This window comes from Tritonibacter sp. SIMBA_163 (genome assembly GCF_046535935.1).
GTDB classification, from domain to species: domain Bacteria; phylum Pseudomonadota; class Alphaproteobacteria; order Rhodobacterales; family Rhodobacteraceae; genus Epibacterium; species Epibacterium scottomollicae.
This window is the reverse complement of sequence record NZ_JAWJBP010000019.1, coordinates 38,657-56,065: the sequence shown is the minus strand read 5'-3', so window position 1 is coordinate 56,065 and position 17,409 is coordinate 38,657. Positions and strand designations below refer to the sequence as shown.

Genomic DNA, 17,409 nt, shown 5'->3' with positions numbered 1-17,409 from the left:
GCGGCATTGCCTTTGTGGCGGATGCAGGCGTGGCGAATGCGGCACCTGTGCTGAGCCTCGCGGATGTTGCCGTGCTGAGTAATGATCTCTCGGTCGCGACGGGGGTGAGCGCGCAGATCACCAGCGACGGCACGACACAGCTGACCGGCGATCTGTCGCTGGACGGCGATCTGTCGCTGTCGGCAAGCTCCGTTGTTCTGACGCTGGCGTCGGGGAATGTGACAAGCGGCGCGGGCGCGGCCCTGTCGATTGACGCGGGCACGGTGGCGTTGGGGTCAAGCGGGGCGGTTGCGCTGCTTGCGGATGCGCCGCTTAGAATTGCGGCTGGCGCTGCGCTTGATCTGGCCGGGGAAGATACGACCATTTCAGCCCTGTCGGGTGACGGGCGCATTTTCACCTCTGAGCTGGACGGGCTAGATGGCACGACGGATCTTGTGATCGCCTCGACCGGGGCGGGCGGATTCAACGGAACCTTTGATGGGACGGAGGAGGCGCTTGCGCTTGAGACCACTGGTGATGTGACCTTTGGCGGTGCCTTTGACGGGCTTGAGGGGGTGACGGTCTCCTCCGGGACGCTGACGCTGAGCACAACGATGGATGCGAACTCCTCCATCACGGTTGATGGCGGCACCCTCAGCAATGCCGGCACGATCACCGGTGATGTGACAGTGCGCGATGGTACGTTCAGCAACACCGCGATCATCCGGGGCATGACCCTCGCCGAGGCGGGCACGGTGCTGAGTGCCAACAATGGGACATTTGATGGCGATGTGACCATCAACGGTGAAGATTTGCCTGCTGCTGCTGCGGAGGCCAATTTCTCTGGGATGACATCGGTCACTGGCGATCTGCAGAACGCTGGCAACCTGACCAATGACGGGACGTTGACCGTGACCGGCGCGTTCACCAGTGCGGGGCGTGTCACCAACACCGGTACAATCGTCAATGCGCTGACGATGTCCGGGGACGGTTCGCTGATCCAGAATGGGACAACAAGCGGTCTTGTCACCCTGTCTGATACGGCCAGTCTCACCACAAATGGCGGCAGTTTCGCGGGGTTGATGATTTCCGAGAATGCCAGCGCGACGCTGTCAGGGGCAATCACCAGCAGCGGTGACGTGACCAACCTGGGCCGTCTTGCCTCCTCCGACAGTGTTGCGACAACATTGACGGTGACGGGCGGGCGCTTTGTCAACGTCGGTGATTTGGTCGGCGGAACCTCGGGGCTGGTGATCACCGCCGATGAGATCGAGGTCGTGACCGGGTCCAGTATCACCGGCAATGTGAGCCTTGATGCGGCGTTGCGGGTTGCAGGGTCGCTGGAGCTTTCGAGCGATCTGACCCACAGCCTGACTATCGTTGATACAGGCGAGGTTACCGTTACGGCGGAGATTTCCGGCACAGATCAAAGCCTAAGCAATGACGGGACGCTCGTGCTCGCAGATGACACGGGTTTGACTGGCCTGGCTCAGTACGCGGGTGCTGGTCGTCTGGACTTGGGGCAAAATGCGGCCTTTAGCGCGGCGGACTTGAGCATTGGCGGAACCGCCACACTTGCCGCCGGCGCCTCCCTGACCGGAGCGGACCGGTTCGTGATTGCCGAAGACGGCAGGCTGCAGACCGCGGCGGGCGGCGGCACGGTTTTGATTTCGGCCGCAAGCGGTCTGAACATCGAGGCCGAGGGTGTGTTGGATGTTGCTGCGGGCGATACGCTTTCTGGTACCGGTCTCGATCTGTCAAATTCGGGCGATGTCAACATTGGCACGGGTGCGGCGCTGACGCTGGCGTCGCTTCAGTCTGATGGCGAGGTGACCAATAGCGGCACTCTGACCGTGACAGACGCGATCACGCTGTCGGGTGGGTCTGTGACGAACACGGGCGCGATTTCGGGGGCGGTTGCGGTCTCGGGTGGTGCATTGACAAACAGTGGGACGGTGACCGGTGATGTGACACTGACCGGGGGCACGGTGACGACCTCGGGCACGATCAACGGTGCGACCTCGGTGGGCGCGGATGCGGTTCTGGTCTCGCAGGGCGGCAGCTTCAGCGATGATGTGCTGATCGCGGAGGAGGGCCGGCTCGAGCTCTCGGGCACAACTTCGGTTGCGGGAGACGTGACCAACGATGGCGTGATCATCGCGACCCAGAGCGGGGCTGCGCTTTCGGTCACCGGGGTGCTGACGATCAACGGCACCATCGACGGCAGCGTCGGGGCGTTCAGCGTTGGGGCTGACGTGGTCCGGCTTGCGGCAGACGCGGTGGTGAGCGATGTGATTTTCGACGCGCAGGTCGAGAACGCAGGCACGCTTGAGCTTGGCCGTGATTTTACGGCGGCACAGGACGTGACGACTCTGGCGGGTTCCACCACGCGGGTGACAGCTCAGATCGCGGGCAATGGCGTTGATATCACCAACGCGGGCAGCTTTGAGATCGAGGCTGGCGCCGGGCTGACGGGGCTTGGCGTGCTGCGCAACAGCAATGCGATGACCATCGGCGCGGGTGCTGAACTGACGGCGCAGAGCATTGACAACAGCGGCACGCTGGCCATTGGCGCCGGCGGGACGCTGGAGGGGCTGGGCAACACGCTTGATAACAGCGGAACACTCACGCTGGCGGACGGGGCTTCGGTTCTGGATGCGGGCGCCATCAACAATGCCGACGGTGGGCTGATCCGGTTTGACGGATCGGGCACGATCGCGGCGAATCTTGGCGATACGGATACGGCGATCAACAACGCCGGGCAGATCGTGACGGCGGGCGCCAGCGGTGACACGGTCACCATCGGTGACGGTTCGGCCAATGTTTTCAACAACCTGCAAGACGGTGAGTTTATCCTTGGCGCGGGGACCGTTGTGTCTGCCACGCAGACGGATCTGCGCAACGCGGGCACGGTCGAGATCAACTCCGGCGCGCGCCTGGGGCTGGACGAACTGAGCAACAGCGGCAGCCTGTCCAACGCTGGCACGCTGAGCGTCGCCGGTGGTCTGGCAAACACGGGCAGCTTTGAGAACACCGGCACCCTCACGGCCGACCTGACCCAAACCGCAGGCAGCACGATCAACAGCGGCACCCTCGGTAATGTCACGCAGTCCGGGGGGACCGGATCGAACAGCGGGACGGTGACCGGGGCGCTGGCACTGTCCGGCGGGACCTTCACGAATGGGGGCACCGGGGTGATTGGCCAGGTGTCGGTAACAGGGGGGACGCTGACCAATACCGGCGCGATCAGCGGCACGCTGACTCTGTCAGACGCGCAAGGTTGGGTGACCAATAGCGGCGCGGTGCTTGGCCAGACCGCGGTATCGGACGGGGTGTTGAACACCTCAGGAAGTCTTGCCGGCCTGGATCTATCTGGCGGCACGGTCACAAATACGGGCACCATCACCGGGGGCGCGACCGTGAGCGGGGGCAGCCTGAACACAGAGCAGCTGAGCGGTGGTCTGGACCTGTCGGGTGGGTCTGTGACGAACACGGGCGCGATTTCGGGGGCAGTTGCGGTCTCGGGTGGCGCGTTGACAAACAGTGGGGCGGTGACCGGTGATGTGACACTGACCGGGGGCACGGTGACGACTTCGGGCACGATCAGCGGTGCGACCTCGGTGGGCGCGGATGCGGTTCTGGTCTCGCAGGGCGGCAGCTTCAGCGATGATGTGCTGATCGCGGAGGAGGGCCGGCTCGAGCTCTCGGGCACAACTTCGGTTGCGGGAGACGTGACCAATGATGGCGTGATCATCGCGACCCAGAGTGGGGCTGCGCTTTCGGTCACCGGGGTGCTGACGATCAACGGCACCATCGACGGCAGCGTCGGGTCGTTCAGCGTTGGGGCTGACGTGGTCCGGCTTGCGGCAGATGCGGTGGTGAGCGATGTGATTTTCGACGCGGAGGTCGAGAACGCAGGCACGCTCGAGCTTGGCCGTGATTTTACGGCGGCACAGGACGTGACGACTCTGGCGGGTTCTACCACGCGGGTGACGGCTCAGATCGCGGGCAATGGCGTTGATATCACCAACGCGGGCAGCTTTGAGATCGAGGCTGGCGCCGGGCTGACGGGGCTTGGCGTGCTGCGCAACAGCAATGCGATGACCATCGGCGCGGGTGCTGAACTGACGGCGCAGAGCATTGACAACAGCGGCACGCTCGCCATTGGCGCCGGCGGGACGCTGGAGGGGCTGGGCAACACGCTTGATAACAGCGGAACACTCACGCTGGCGGACGGGGCTTCGGTTCTGGATGCGGGCGCCATCAACAATGCCGACGGCGGGCTGATCCGGTTTGACGGATCGGGCACGATCGCGGCGAACCTTGGCGATACGGATACGGCGATCAACAACGCCGGGCAGATCGTAACGGCAGGCGCCAGCGGTGACACGGTCACCATCGGTGACGGTTCGGCCAATGTTTTCAACAACCTGCAAGACGGTGAGTTTATCCTTGGCGCGGGGACCGTTGTGTCTGCCACGCAGACGGACCTGCGCAACGCGGGCACGGTCGTGATCAACTCCGGCGCGCGCCTGGGGTTGGACGAGCTGAGCAACAGCGGCAGCCTGTCCAACGCCGGCACGCTGAGCGTTGCCGGAGGTCTGGCAAACACGGGCAGCTTTGAGAACACCGGCACCCTCACAGCCGACCTGACCCAAACCGCAGGCAGCACAATCAACAGCGGCACCCTCGGCAATGTCACGCAGTCCGGGGGGAGCTTCACCCAAACCGTGGGGGCGAGCGCGGCGCTGACCTTCGACGGGGGGACCGGAAGTTTGGAGGGTGGCTCTGTCTCTGGGGCGCTCTCGATTTCGAACGCCGTTGTTGTGGTGGGCGAAGATGCGACGGTCACCGGGGCCAGCACGGTGGAAAGCGACGGTACATTGGGCATCGCGGGAACCGTGGCCGATGTGACGAGCGCTGGCACGCTCAGCCTGAGCGGCACGGCGGATCAGGTCTCGATTACGGATGGGACCTTTGTTGCCGAGGGCGCGTCTCTTGGAACCCTGGCTCTTGCCGGAGCTTCGGTGTCATCGGCATCGGGGGATATCTCGGGGAACCTCACGCTCGGCGATAGCGCGGCGCTGACGGTGTCTGGCGATCTTTCACTCGGCGGCGCTGTCAGCCAGGAGAGCTCCGACGTGTTGGTCACCTTGCAAGACGGCACCTTCACGCTTGCGTCGGGTCTCTATGAGAACACCGCCAACCTCTTGTTTGACGGTGGGACGCTTGCAGCGGACCTAGAGAATACAGCGATGTTGGAGCTTCGCTCCGGAACGCTTGCGGGGGATCTCGACAACAGTGGCAATGCGGCGCTTGCTGGCCAGATTTCCGGCGGTCTCAACAATGCCGAGGGCGGTGTTGTCGCTGTGGCTTCGGGCGCTGCGGCTGGGATTACGGGTGAGACCGCAAACTTCGGTACATTCAGCGTTGCGGGCGATTTGACTGTTGGCGACACGTTCCGCAATGGCAGTGCGGATGCAACGGATGCCGCGTTTGGCATTGTTGGTGGGACGTTTGCTGCGGCGGATATGGAGAATTTTGGAACCCTCGCCTTGACGGATGCGGGGGTGGCTGCTGACACGCTGCGCAACATTGGCCAGATGCAGGCCCTGGGCACCTCTTCGATCAGCGGGAACTTCACCAACACCTCCGATGGCGTCCTGTCCCTGGCGGATGATGACATCTCGACCCGGTTAACAATTGATGGCAACGCGGACCTTTCAGGTGTGGTTGCGGTGGATATTGATTTGGCGACAACCGGGGCGCAGGGTGTGGACCAGATTTCTGTCTCGGGCGCGGTCTCGGGGAATGTGGTCTTTGCGTTCAACAACCTTTCTGGCGCGGATCAGCCAGCGCTGGACGCGCCGCTTTCGGTGTTGAGTTATGGATCCAATGGAGGGCTGAGTGTCAGCTCCACCGGCCTCCCGTCGACAGGCGCTATTCTATATGCGTTGTCCAATGATACGTCAGGCGGGCAGGTCTCTCTGGTGTCCGGTGCCAATCCGGCCTTTGCAGGTCTGGCGAGCGGTCTGACGGTGGCGCAATCCTTGATGGGGTCCGTGATCAACCGACCCACAAGTCCTTATATTTCAGGCCTTGCTGCCGCCGGTGAAGGGGACGATCTGTGCGGCAATGGCGCATGGGCAAGGGCGACCGGGGGGCGGGTTTCTGCCTCCGGGGCGGCTGAAACTCAGCTCGGACAGTTTGAATCCGTTGTGGATGCCACCTATGGCGGTTTGCAGTTCGGCTTTGACAATAGCTGTTTTAAGGGCGTTATCGGCGGTTGGAACCTGAGCTACGGTGTGATTGGCGGCGTCAACCGCGGTACGATCACGCAGCCCGTCTTTTTCTTCGATACGCGGACGGCCACGCTAAACGAGTCCATTGTGACCAGCCGCAACGATATCGAATTCGACCAGATCTATGGCGGTGTTTATCTCGGCGCGTCCAAAGGGCGTTGGGTGGCGGATCTGCAGGCGCGGACGGACCGCACCAGCTATGATCTGCAAAACCGCGCCGCCGCAGGTCCGTTCGGAGAGCGCCTCGGTGCCGACGACCAAAGCTATGACAGCTCGGGCTCAACGATCTCAGGTTCGCTTGGCTATGCCATCCCGCTGACGGGTCTTGGCGAGGGCATCAATTTCATCCCCACGCTCGGCTTTGCCTATAGTCGGACAACGGCGGACAGTGTCTATTTCTCCAATGACAAGTCTGATCCTGATGACGACGGCGTGCTGGAGTTTGATCCGATCACCAACAAGGTTGGCTTTGCCTCGTTGACCCTGTCCCGGAGCACTGTGCGCCCGTCGGGTCTTGCCGCTCTCAATTACTTCGGCACGCTGAGCTATTATCGCGATTTCGCCGATGTTGCCGGTGCGAGCTATTATCAGCTTGATGCAGCGGGCAATAAGCTTGGCGCGCCGCTTGATGCGAGCAACGACCTGCTGAGCGAGTATGGCGAACTTAGCCTTGGGTTGAACTACACCCGTATCTTGGACCCGGGCTCGGCCTTCTTGTCCGCGCGTCAGCTGGATACCTCCATTCGTGTTGATGGCCGCTTCGGAGATCAACTCGATGGTTGGGGCGTCACCGCGCAGATGCGGCTACAGTTCTGAAAACACGCGCGCTCTTTTGAGGGCGCGCGTTGCACAATGGGGAGGGGTTGACCCAACGAGGTCACCTCTTACAACAGGATGAATTAGGGCGCGCGCATGTCGGATTTATGCACGCGTCAGTTGCACATATTGCTCGGAGCGAAGATCCATTCATGTCACTCTTCAGTAAAGTTGCCTGGAAAGAAGGGCTTTTCCTGCAGCCCCATCACCTACAGCAGGCCGATCGGTATCATGAATATCTGTCTCGCACCCGCACTGCGGTGCTGAGCCCATACCCCTGGGGGCTGTCCAGCCTGCGCTTTGATCGCGACAAGGCGCAGCTGGGCCAGATCGGATTGAACGAAGTGAGCGGAATTATGCCGGATGGCACGCCCTTCGATGCGCCGTCAGTGGCCCCGTTGCCGCTACCGGTCGAGGTCCCGGATGATGGCGCGGGTCTGGACATTTGGCTGACGCTTCCAGATGCGACGATAAACGGGCAGGACATCGCACCCGCCGCGCAAGACAGCGCGACCCGCTATGTGCTGGCCTCGGACACGGTGGCCAGCAACATCTCTGCCAGCCGCTCCGAGCAGGTTGTGGAAATTGCCGACCCCCGTCTCGAGCTCAGCCTGCGTAAGACGCCGCGGCCGGGATATCAGAATCTGAAGATCGGGCGCATTCTAGATCTGCGCGACGGGATCGTGACCCTGGACGACCGGGTCCCGCCTGCCGCGTTGCGGTTGCCGGTTCACCCGGCGTTTGATGGCTATCTCAGCCGTGTGGTCGGCTGGATGGAAGCCAAGCTCGAGACGCTTTCTCGCTATGCCTCGGATCCGAGTTCGGGCGGGGGGATGCAGTCCAGCGACTATCTGATGCTGATGGTGCTCAACCGCGAACTGCCAGTGTTGCGTCATCTTCAATCCATGGCCAATGTGCACCCCGAGCGCCTCTATGAGAAACTCATTGGCCTCGCCGGGGAGCTTTCGACGTTTGACCAGGGGGAGCGCCATACGCGCGCGTATGAGGACTATTCGCACAGCGATCCTCAGGCCAGTTTCCAGCCGGTGGTCGCAACCATTCAGCGGCTTCTGGCGCGAGAGGTCGGACGCGCCATTCGCCTGCCCTTGCAGGAGGTGCGCGCCAACTCCTACGCGGCGCTTGTCAATGACCGCTCCCTCTTTTCACAGGCGACCTTTGTGTTGGAGGTCAGCTCGGGCTTGCCACTCGGCCAGGTGCAAACCCAGTTTCCGCAGCTTTGCAAGGTCGGCCCCTCCACGCAGATGAAAACGATCATCAACAACAACCTGCCGGGTGTCGGGCTGGTCCATCTACCGAATCCGCCACGTCAAATCCGTGTGGTTTCGACCAATGTCTATTTCCTACTCGATAAATCCACGCAGCTCTGGGGCGATTTTTCCTCAGCCCCCGCGATCGGGCTGCATTTTGCGGGCAATTGGCCCGATATGAAGCTTGAGCTGTGGGCGGTGCCGGAGAGTGCTTGATGTCGGATGATGACAAGACAGTTTTTGGCCAACCGATGCCTGCCTTTCCGCCGCGCAAGTCCAGCGGCGAGGGCAAACCGGCGGGGCAAGCGCCCGCCGGCCCTGCGCCTGTAGGTCAAGCGCCGCGACATCCGCCAAATGACGAGGATACATGGCTCGGGGGCGCGCTGAATCCGGCTTCGGGGCAGGGCACACCTCCCGCCGCGCAGCCCGGACCTCAGGCGCCGTCTGCGGCGGGCTATCCGGGGCAACATCCGCCTGGGCCGAACCCATTCTTGCCGCAGCAGGGGCCGTCGGGCCATGGCGCGGGGCAGGGGTATCCGTCGGGTCAGCCTGCGGGCTGGTATCAACCGCAAACCGGTGCATCCAGCCCTGAGGAAGGGATCTTCCCCGAGCTGAACCGGCCCGCGCCGGATCCGCAGGGCCGCGAGGCTGCGCCGAAGATCGCCCTTGCCGATGCCTTGCGCGCCGCAGATGCGAGCAAGGGCGGTGCCGCGTCAAACCCGCTGCTGGCGGAATCAACGGGGTTGTTGATCCTGCTCGGGCGGCTGCGGACGGGGCTGGTGGAAATGGAGTCCGGTCCCCTGCTTGATCACGTCGCGCGCGCGATCAATGACTTTGAAGCCCGCGCATTGGCGCTGAATCTACCGCAAGAGCAGGTGAGAGACGCGAAATATGCGCTCTCGGCCACGGCGGATGACATTGTTCAAAACCTGCCCGGCGCGGATCGCGGGATGTGGCTGCAGTATTCCATGGTTGCTCGTTTCTTCGGAGAGCGCTCCTCTGGTGTTGGCTTTTTCCAGAAGGTGGATCACGCCATGAAAGCGCCCGGACAGAGCTATCCGCTCCTGGAGCTGATGTTGTGCTGCCTGGAGCTGGGGTTCGAGGGGCAATATCGCACTCTGCCCAATGGCGGAGTTGAGATCGCACGGATCCGCAGGGCGATCTATGAAACCCTGCGCCGGGTCAACCCCCGCCCCGATGATGATGTCTCGCCCCAATGGGAGGCGATGCCGATGAACCCACGGCGCCGCCGGACCGTGACACCGGTCTGGGTGGTGGGGCTGATCGCGGTATCAATGGTGGTGGTCCTGTTTGGCACGTTCTCGGTGCTTCTGACCCGCCGGTCCGCAGACATTGGCGATCTGTTTCTCGCGCTGCACCAACAGCTGCCCGCGATCACGATCGAACGCACCGAGCCCGTGCTGGAGCCCTACAAGGCGCCGGAGACGTCGCAGATGGAGCGTATCCGCACCTCTCTTGCGCTGCCGATCGAGGCCGGCCAGGTGGTCGTCGATCAAAGCACGGACTGGGTTTTGGTGCGGGTCGGCGAAGCCCTGCGCTTCTCCTCCGGGCGTGAAGCATTGGCGGAACAGGACGCGGCGGACGAACTTTTGACGCCAGTCGCGCAAATGCTTGATCGCGAACAAGGGCAGGTCCGCGTGGTGGGGCATACGGACACCGTGCCGATGTCGGGAGCGGGGCGGTTCAAAACCAATCAGGAGCTTTCGGAAGCGCGCGCGCAAACCGTTGCGACGTGGCTGTCACAGATGATTTCAGACCCCGAACGGATCGACGTCGAAGGCAAAGGCGCGTCAGAACCAGTGGCAGACAACGCCACTGCGCAGGGGCGTGCACAAAATCGCCGGGTCGAGATTTTGATCCCGCGAGAGGAATAAGACAGTGATTAGCCGTTTGAAAAGATTCTTTGCACTCATTGGCAAAGCCCTCAGCTCTGTCTGGATGCGTTGGTTTTTGATCGCCTTTGCGCTGATCGTCCTGGCGCCTTTGATCTGGTTCGGGTTCCCGCTGACAGGGATCGCTGCGATCTCGGGGCCGGTCTTGCGTGGCACCGTGATCGTGGTGCTTTATGCATTGATCGGGTTGATCTGGTATTTGCGTGTGCGGGCGCGTCGCAAGAAAGCGCAGGCCCTCGAGGACAGTCTGGTCGCAGCACCGGTCAGCGACGGGAAGGTTCTGTCGGAAGGGATGCAGGACGCCTTGGCGAAGCTGCGCCAGAGCGGTGGGCGCAATTTTCTCTATGATTTGCCCTGGTATATCATCATCGGCCCACCCGGCGCGGGCAAGACGACGGCTCTGGCGAACGCCGGCATTGAGTTTCCGGGGCAGGATGGCGCGACTGATCGCGCTGCCGAGTTTGGCGGGACCCGAAATTGCGATTGGTGGTTCGCGGAAGACGCGGTTCTGATTGATACCGCAGGGCGGTACACGACCCATGACAGTGACGGTGCCGCAGACAAGGCGTCCTGGGCGGCGTTCCTTGATATTCTGAAAAAAGGCCGCCCGGATCAGCCGGTGAACGGCGTCATTTTGGCCTTTTCGATCGAGGACATCATGCGCGGCACGGATGAAAGTATCCAGCGCCACGCCGAAACTGTGCGCGCCCGGCTGGCCGAGCTGCACGAGACCCTGCGCATTGACGTTCCGGTCTATGCCATCTTTACCAAAGCCGATCTGATCTCGGGATTTCGGGAATATTTTGGCGCCTTTAGCCAGTCGCGGCGGCGTCTGGTCTGGGGGCACACCTTCCCCACGCGTGATCGCAAGACGCGGACCCACGAGCAGGTGCCCGAGGCCTTTGACGGGCTGATGACGCAGCTGTCCGATGCGCTGGTCGACCGGATGACGGCAGAGCCGGATCCGGCGGCACGGATCGCCATCTTCGGCTTTCCGGGGCAGATCGCCTTGATGCGGGAAAACATGGCGGAGTTCCTGCGGCATGTCTTTGAGCCGACCCGCTATAAGTCCAATGCCATCTTGCGTGGCTTCTATTTCACGTCGGGCACCCAAGAAGGGACGCCCATTGATCAGGTTCTGGGCGCGATGGCACGGGATAGCGATGCCGCTGCCAGCTTCCGTCCCGCCTTCATGTCCGGCAAGGGCAAAAGCTACTTTCTGCATGATCTCTTGCGCAAGGTGATCTTCGCAGAGCGCGACTGGGTTGGGTTTGACCGGCGTGCGGTGCGGCGGCGTCAGATTTTGCATACAGGTGGTCTGAGCGTGATCGCGGTGGTCGCGCTCTCTTTGATGACAAGCTTTGGCTACGCGTTTTGGAAGAACGCGGATCTGATGAAGGACGCAGAGGAAGACATTGCGGCCTATTCCGACATCGCGCGGGAAGAGCTGTCGCGGACGGTTATTGCGGATCCGGACCCGTCCACCGTGCTGTCAGAGCTTGCGCGATTGCGGAACGTGACTGCCGGGTTTGAGGGCACAGATGCGCCGGAATATATCGCGGACATGGGCCTTTCGCGGTATGAGGAGCTGCATCAGGCGGCGCGGCGAACCTATTCGGACGGGTTGGAACGCATGCTGCGCCCGCGTCTGGTACTGTGGATGGAAAACACCATTCCGCAACTGATTGCGGATGATGATACGGCTGGCGTTTATCGTGCGCTCAAGGTCTATCTGCTGCTTGGCGGTCAGGGGCCTGCGCGCGCGGCGGATGGTGGCGCGATCGAGGGGTATTTCGATGCGCTCTGGCGGCGCCAGTATCGTGCGCTTGGTGAAACCGCGACCCGCGACCAGTTGAATGAACACCTCAGCGCGATGCTTGAGCTGGACGACACGCGCACAGATATCATCGGCATCGACCCGGCAATCGTGCGTCAGGCGCGGGATGCCATTGTGACACTCCCGCTTGATGAGCAAGCCTGGGCGGCGATCCAGGACCGGGCGCTCAACGCGGGTCTGGCAAGGGTAGAGCTGGCCTCGGCAATCGGCGGTCAGGTGGACCAGGTCCTTGCGACAAATGATGGCAGTGATCTCAACGATTTGGGCGTTTCGGGGCTCTATACATTCGAGGGCTACTGGGGCTTCTTCCTTGAAGAGCTGAGCAGCGCCCGCACCCGCCTAGAAGAGGACCGCTGGGTCCTGGGAGATGCGGCCAACAGGGTGGATTATGATCGCCAGTTGGGGTCTTTGCTGCGGGATCTCCACCGGATGTACCGTCAGGCGTTCGCCGACGCGTGGAACACTGTACTTTCGCGTCTCACCATGGCGCGCATGTCTGCGGACCCGCCGCGCTATGATACGCTCGGCGTAGCGTCATCGTCCGTGGATTCACCGCTGCTGCGTCTCGTCCAGGAGGTGGATCGTCAGACCCGGCTCAGCCGTCTGTATGAAGAAATCGACAATATGGATGCCTCGGCGGCCGCTGCTGCACTTGCCGGTGGCGGGGATGGTATCGGCAATGCTCTTGGTGATGCGGCGTTCTCGCGCGTCTATGCCGGATCCGGCGTGTTCCAACGCGTCGTGATGGATCAGCTGCGCGCCAAGGGCAAGGAACAGGAGCGTCCCGAGGCTGCCGCAGGAGGCGGCGCACCAGCGCCCGACGATATCTCGCAACGCGCGCAGGTGGACCGTATCACGAGCGATTTCGCGATTTGGCATCGGCTTCTGGAAGGCGACGTGACTAAACGGCCGATCGATGGGATTCTCTCGAACCTTCAGGCGCTGCGTGAAAATCGTCGCACGGCTGCCATGGCGCCTACGCCCGCGGATGAAACGATACTGCGGCAGACATTGGCCACCCTGACGTCGAACAACTCGGGGCTTCCAACGCCCTTGGCGGCGATGCTCAACAAGGTGCAAAGTGAGTTCTCGGTCGTGGCCCAGGATGCCACACTCGGCGAGATCCAACGCGCGTTGAACGATGATGTGGCCGCCTTCTGCCAGCAGAATATCGGGCCTTACTTTCCGTTCGGGCGGAACGGTCGTCAGGTCGCGCCCAAGATCTTTGGCCAGTTCTTTGGTCCGGGCGGGCGTATGGATCACTACTTCAGCACCTATTTGCAACCGCATGTGGTGCGCGGGCCGAACGGGCTTGAACCGGCGCCAGAAAGCGCGATCGGGCAGCGTTTGTCGCCGGCCTTGTTGCGCTCCTTCAGCGCGGCAGAAGCCATCCGCCTGGCCTTCTTCGCCTCGGGCGCACCGGAGCCAGAGGTGGAGATATCCGTGACCCATGAAAGCTCGTCCCCCTCGGTGGAACTTGCGGTCTTGTCGCTCAATGGCAACGCATTGCGCACGCAGCCGAATTCAACGGCGGCGCAGATGGTCTGGCCCGGGCCGGCCTCTGGCGTGTCGCTGAGCCTGTTCCCGGAGGAGCGCAACCGCGAGTCAACACTGCGCTTTTCGCAGGGCCGCTGGGATATCATGAGCTTCTTGCGGTCGGCGCGGGTTCGGACGAACGGGAATGTTGCGAATGTCACCCAAGAGGTGGGGGGCCGCTCGATCACCTATCGTATGGAATTTGACAGCACGACTGTGCCTTTCCTGATGCCCGAGCTTTCGCAGTTCTCCTGCCCCGTTTCAGTGGAGTGAGCCATGGATCAGGACCCTCTTGACGCGGCGCGTATCGGTTTGATTGGAAAACACCCTGGGTATGGGGATTTTCTCCGTGCCGGGCTTGGTGAGGCTGTTGCCGATGGGCTGAGCGGCTGGCTCGATCAGGTCCTGCCTGATTTGCGCGATGAGCTAGGCAATGACTGGCCGGCCTTCTGGGACCAGGCGCGTGAGCTTCGGTTCTGGATCGGTCGTGGCGTATTCGGCGCCACGCTGGCGGGGGTCTTGCGCCCCTCACGTGATCAGGTCGGGCGGCGGTATCCGCTCTTGTTGCTGGCCGAAGGTGCAGATGTCGCCCCGCCGACGCAGCAGGAGGATCAGGACCTTCTTGTTGCGTTTTCCAGCCATTTGGACCGGGCCACCCCGGGAACAGGGGGGCAAGCGCTGTTGGAGGGGCTTGAGGTTGCCGTGCCGGGCGAAAGCGCCAAAGTGAGCCAAGGTCCGTGGGTTTCGGCGCATCATCCGGAAGGCAAGCTCGATGCGCTGTTGCATGCTGCATGCCCCGTCGAAGCGGATCGCGCCACGCTGCTGCGCAGCCATTTCTGGGTCGCGGGCGGGCCGGGCTATGCCGCACAATGGCTCGCCGGTCCTGGGTTGCCGGATGCGGCAGCGCTGGGTTGGCTCCTTGGCGGCATGGCGGTTGAGCCCGCAAACCCCGTGGAGGATGACGGTGCTGCGGGCAACGACGCAACGGAGGCGGAAAGCAGATGATCGCACACTTCCGAAATGGAGTCTTCGCGTTTGAGACCGGCCTTGCCACAGATCGCGGATGTCGCCGGGAGATCAACGAAGACAGCCTGATTGCGCGGCCGGATTTTGGAATTTGGGCGGTCGCAGATGGCATGGGGGGCCACGCGGCTGGGGATTTTGCCTCTGCCGCGATTGCAGCGGAGCTCGACTCGATCGGCGTGCCCGTGTCGCATGCGGATCTTCAGGCCCGCTTGATGGATCGCTTGATCCGCGCGAATGATGCGATACGTCGCCGCGCCGAGGCGCAGGACTCCCGGGCGACCATCGGGTCCACCGTTGTCGCGCTTCTTGCGCAGGAGGCGGAGTGGTCCGTCGTTTGGTCAGGGGATAGCCGGGCCTACCTGATGCGGAGTGGCCAACTTGTGCAGCAAAGCCGTGACCATAGTGAGCTGCGGGCGCTGATTGATGCGGGCCAGATTTCCGAGGATGAGGCGAAGGACTTCCCGCGCAAGAATGTTATCACCCGAGCCATCGGTGTGACGCCCCGACCGCAATGCGATATTGTGTCGGGGGAGCTGTTGCCGGGGGATCGGTTCTTGCTGTGCTCGGACGGGTTGTGCGAACATCTCGAAGATGCGGAGATTGCTGCGATTTTGGCAGAGCGCCCGCCACAGGACGCTTGTGACGCCTTGATCGCTGAGGTTCTGGCGCGCGGCGCGCGCGACAATGTCACCGTCATCGTCGTGGCCTGCTCGCCGGACTTTTTTGACGAAGTCACCCGTCCTTCGGTGCGGTCGGAATGAGCGACGAGGGTGATAAAACGCGTCTCTACAGCCCCGAAGAGGCGAACCCTGAAGGGGCCCAGGATGAGGACCGCACGCGCATAGATCTCTCTTCCGCCGACCGGGAGCACGAGGCGACCCAATTCGCACCCGTGGCAGCGTCTAAGACGACAGAAGAGGATACCAATCTCCCCGTCGGAACGCTCATCAACAACAACTACCGTGTGACGGGGGTGCTGAAGTCCGGGGGGATGGGCTCGGTTTATCGAGGCGTGGAAATCGGCACTGGCGATCCGGTTGCGATCAAGGTGGTGCTGCCAGATCTCATGCGTGACCCGCAGACTTCGCTGCTGTTCAAGCGCGAAGCGCGCACCCTGCGCCAACTGACCCACCCGGCCATTGTGCGATATTATAATTATGTGCGCGATGTGCAGCTTGATCGCTATTTCCTCGTGATGGAGTTCATCGACGGGCTGACCCTGGCGGATTACGTGAGTACGGACCGTGGCCTTAGTGTCTGCGCCGCTTATGAGCTTATGTACCGCCTGGCCGAGGGTCTCGGGGCTGCCCATGATCTGGGGGTGGTGCACCGGGATCTCTCGCCGGACAATGTCATGTTGCCGGCAGGGCGCATAAGTGATGCGCAGCTGATCGATTTCGGTATCGCGCGCTCTGATATTCTCGCGAGTCCGCGGATTGATAACCAGTTTGCCGGCAAGTTGAAGTATGTGGCGCCCGAGCAGTTGGGGCTGTTCGGTGGCGAGGCGGGACCTCGGGCTGATATCTATGGTCTTGCGCTCCTGATCATCGCGGCACTTCGAGGAAAACCGCTCGCTATGGGCGCATCGATCGAGGAGGCGATCGACGCTCGGGCAAGGGTGCCCGACCTTCATGACCTGCCGCAGAAGGTGCGTCCCATTCTTGCGCAGATGTTGGCACCTGATCCCGCAGACCGCCCGGCGGATATGGCGGCCTTGCGAGAGATGATTGCCGAGAAGCCGCGGCCGCGTCGCCCTGCGCCCGCGGTGCCGGGGCTCACGCGTCCACCGGGGTTGGACGGCGTGTTGCCGCCCGGCCCGGCGGCTGCGACACCAGTCGCACCTGCCGACGTGGCGCCCCGAGATCCGATGCCCGTCCGGTTGTTGTTCGCAATGGTTCTGGTGTTTGTCGTGATACTTGGCGGCGCGGGCTGGTATGGTTGGCAGGAGGGTTGGATTGCGCCGTCTGCCAATCGACCGGCTGTCGGCGCGGCCGTGGACAGCTTGCCGCCGCGCCAAGAAGTGGGGCGAGAGGCGTTTCTGGCGCGCTATGCTGAGGCGGGGTGTTCCTATGCCCACCGCATCGCAACCGGACCGCGGGCTGGCATGATTTCGGTCATGACGCAGGAGCCAGACGCCATGCCAGAGCTAAGTTCCGCATACGAGGCCGAGTTCGGTATCGTGCCAGGGATATTGGATTTTCAGGTCAGCCCGGCACAATGCGCCGCGCTTGATTTCGCAAAGCTTTTCCAGGCGCGACCCGGTCCGGACCTCGATCTGATGGTCGCCACGACGGAGATCGTCTCTGGCCAAACCGTGAAGGGCAGGCTTGCGGGTGCGCGCGACGCACAGATCTGGACCGCTCTTATCGACGCCGAGGGGCGCGTGTATAATCTTGGCGAGCAGATCCAGCAGCGCGCTCTGGCCTTCGGGCTGTCGGCGCCGCGCGGTGCAACAACACAAACGCAGCTGGTGTTGTCGATCGCGACGCCCAAGGCGCTTGTTGGAACGGCGCTTTTGCAGGATGGCAGCGATCTCGGCGCGGCGCTGGAGCAGATCGAACGGGAAATCCGTGAGACCGGCGGCGAAGCGGCAGTGCGTGTCGCCGGTATCGTCTTGCAGCCGTCCCGGAGCGAGACCGCGCCTGAGAACAACGAATAGAAGCCGTGATGGCAGATGTGTCTTCCTGAATGTCAGGTGGCACATTCAGGTTTCCGTCCCCGCCGAAAAAAGC

The 17,409-nt window shown here is 62.5% G+C and carries 7 protein-coding genes; all 7 read left to right on the top strand.

The genetic code is table 11. The features are described 5' to 3' along the window. The first annotated feature begins 29 nt into the window (after window positions 1–29). A complete protein-coding gene (locus tag R0J92_RS18495; protein WP_411052693.1) occupies window positions 30–7,097 on the top strand; it encodes a hypothetical protein in 7,068 nt (2,355 codons plus the stop codon). Between the two features lie 152 nt (window positions 7,098–7,249). Then, window positions 7,250–8,581, top strand: a complete 1,332-nt coding sequence (gene tssK / locus R0J92_RS18490; RefSeq protein ID WP_106164650.1) for a type VI secretion system baseplate subunit TssK — start codon at window positions 7,250–7,252, stop codon at window positions 8,579–8,581. After that, window positions 8,581–10,260: a type IVB secretion system protein IcmH/DotU gene (gene icmH / locus R0J92_RS18485; protein ID WP_411052692.1), complete on the top strand. Its 1,680-nt coding sequence runs from the start codon at window positions 8,581–8,583 to the stop codon at window positions 10,258–10,260. The genes tssK and icmH overlap by 1 nt, the downstream gene beginning before the upstream one ends. Before the next feature lie 64 nt (window positions 10,261–10,324). Further along, window positions 10,325–13,924, top strand: a complete 3,600-nt coding sequence (gene tssM, locus R0J92_RS18480) for a type VI secretion system membrane subunit TssM (protein WP_411052691.1) — start codon at window positions 10,325–10,327, stop codon at window positions 13,922–13,924. A gap of 3 nt (window positions 13,925–13,927) precedes the next feature. Continuing rightward, window positions 13,928–14,656, top strand: coding sequence for a type VI secretion system-associated protein TagF (gene tagF, locus R0J92_RS18475; RefSeq protein ID WP_411052690.1), 729 nt, complete (start codon window positions 13,928–13,930; stop codon window positions 14,654–14,656). Continuing rightward, window positions 14,653–15,438, top strand: a complete 786-nt coding sequence (locus R0J92_RS18470; RefSeq protein ID WP_411052689.1) for a PP2C family protein-serine/threonine phosphatase — start codon at window positions 14,653–14,655, stop codon at window positions 15,436–15,438. Before tagF ends, R0J92_RS18470 begins: the two co-directional genes overlap by 4 nt. Next, on the top strand, window positions 15,435–17,336 hold the full coding sequence (locus R0J92_RS18465) for a serine/threonine protein kinase (protein ID WP_411052688.1): 1,902 nt from the start codon (window positions 15,435–15,437) through the stop codon (window positions 17,334–17,336). Before R0J92_RS18470 ends, R0J92_RS18465 begins: the two co-directional genes overlap by 4 nt. Window positions 17,337–17,409 lie beyond the last annotated feature (73 nt).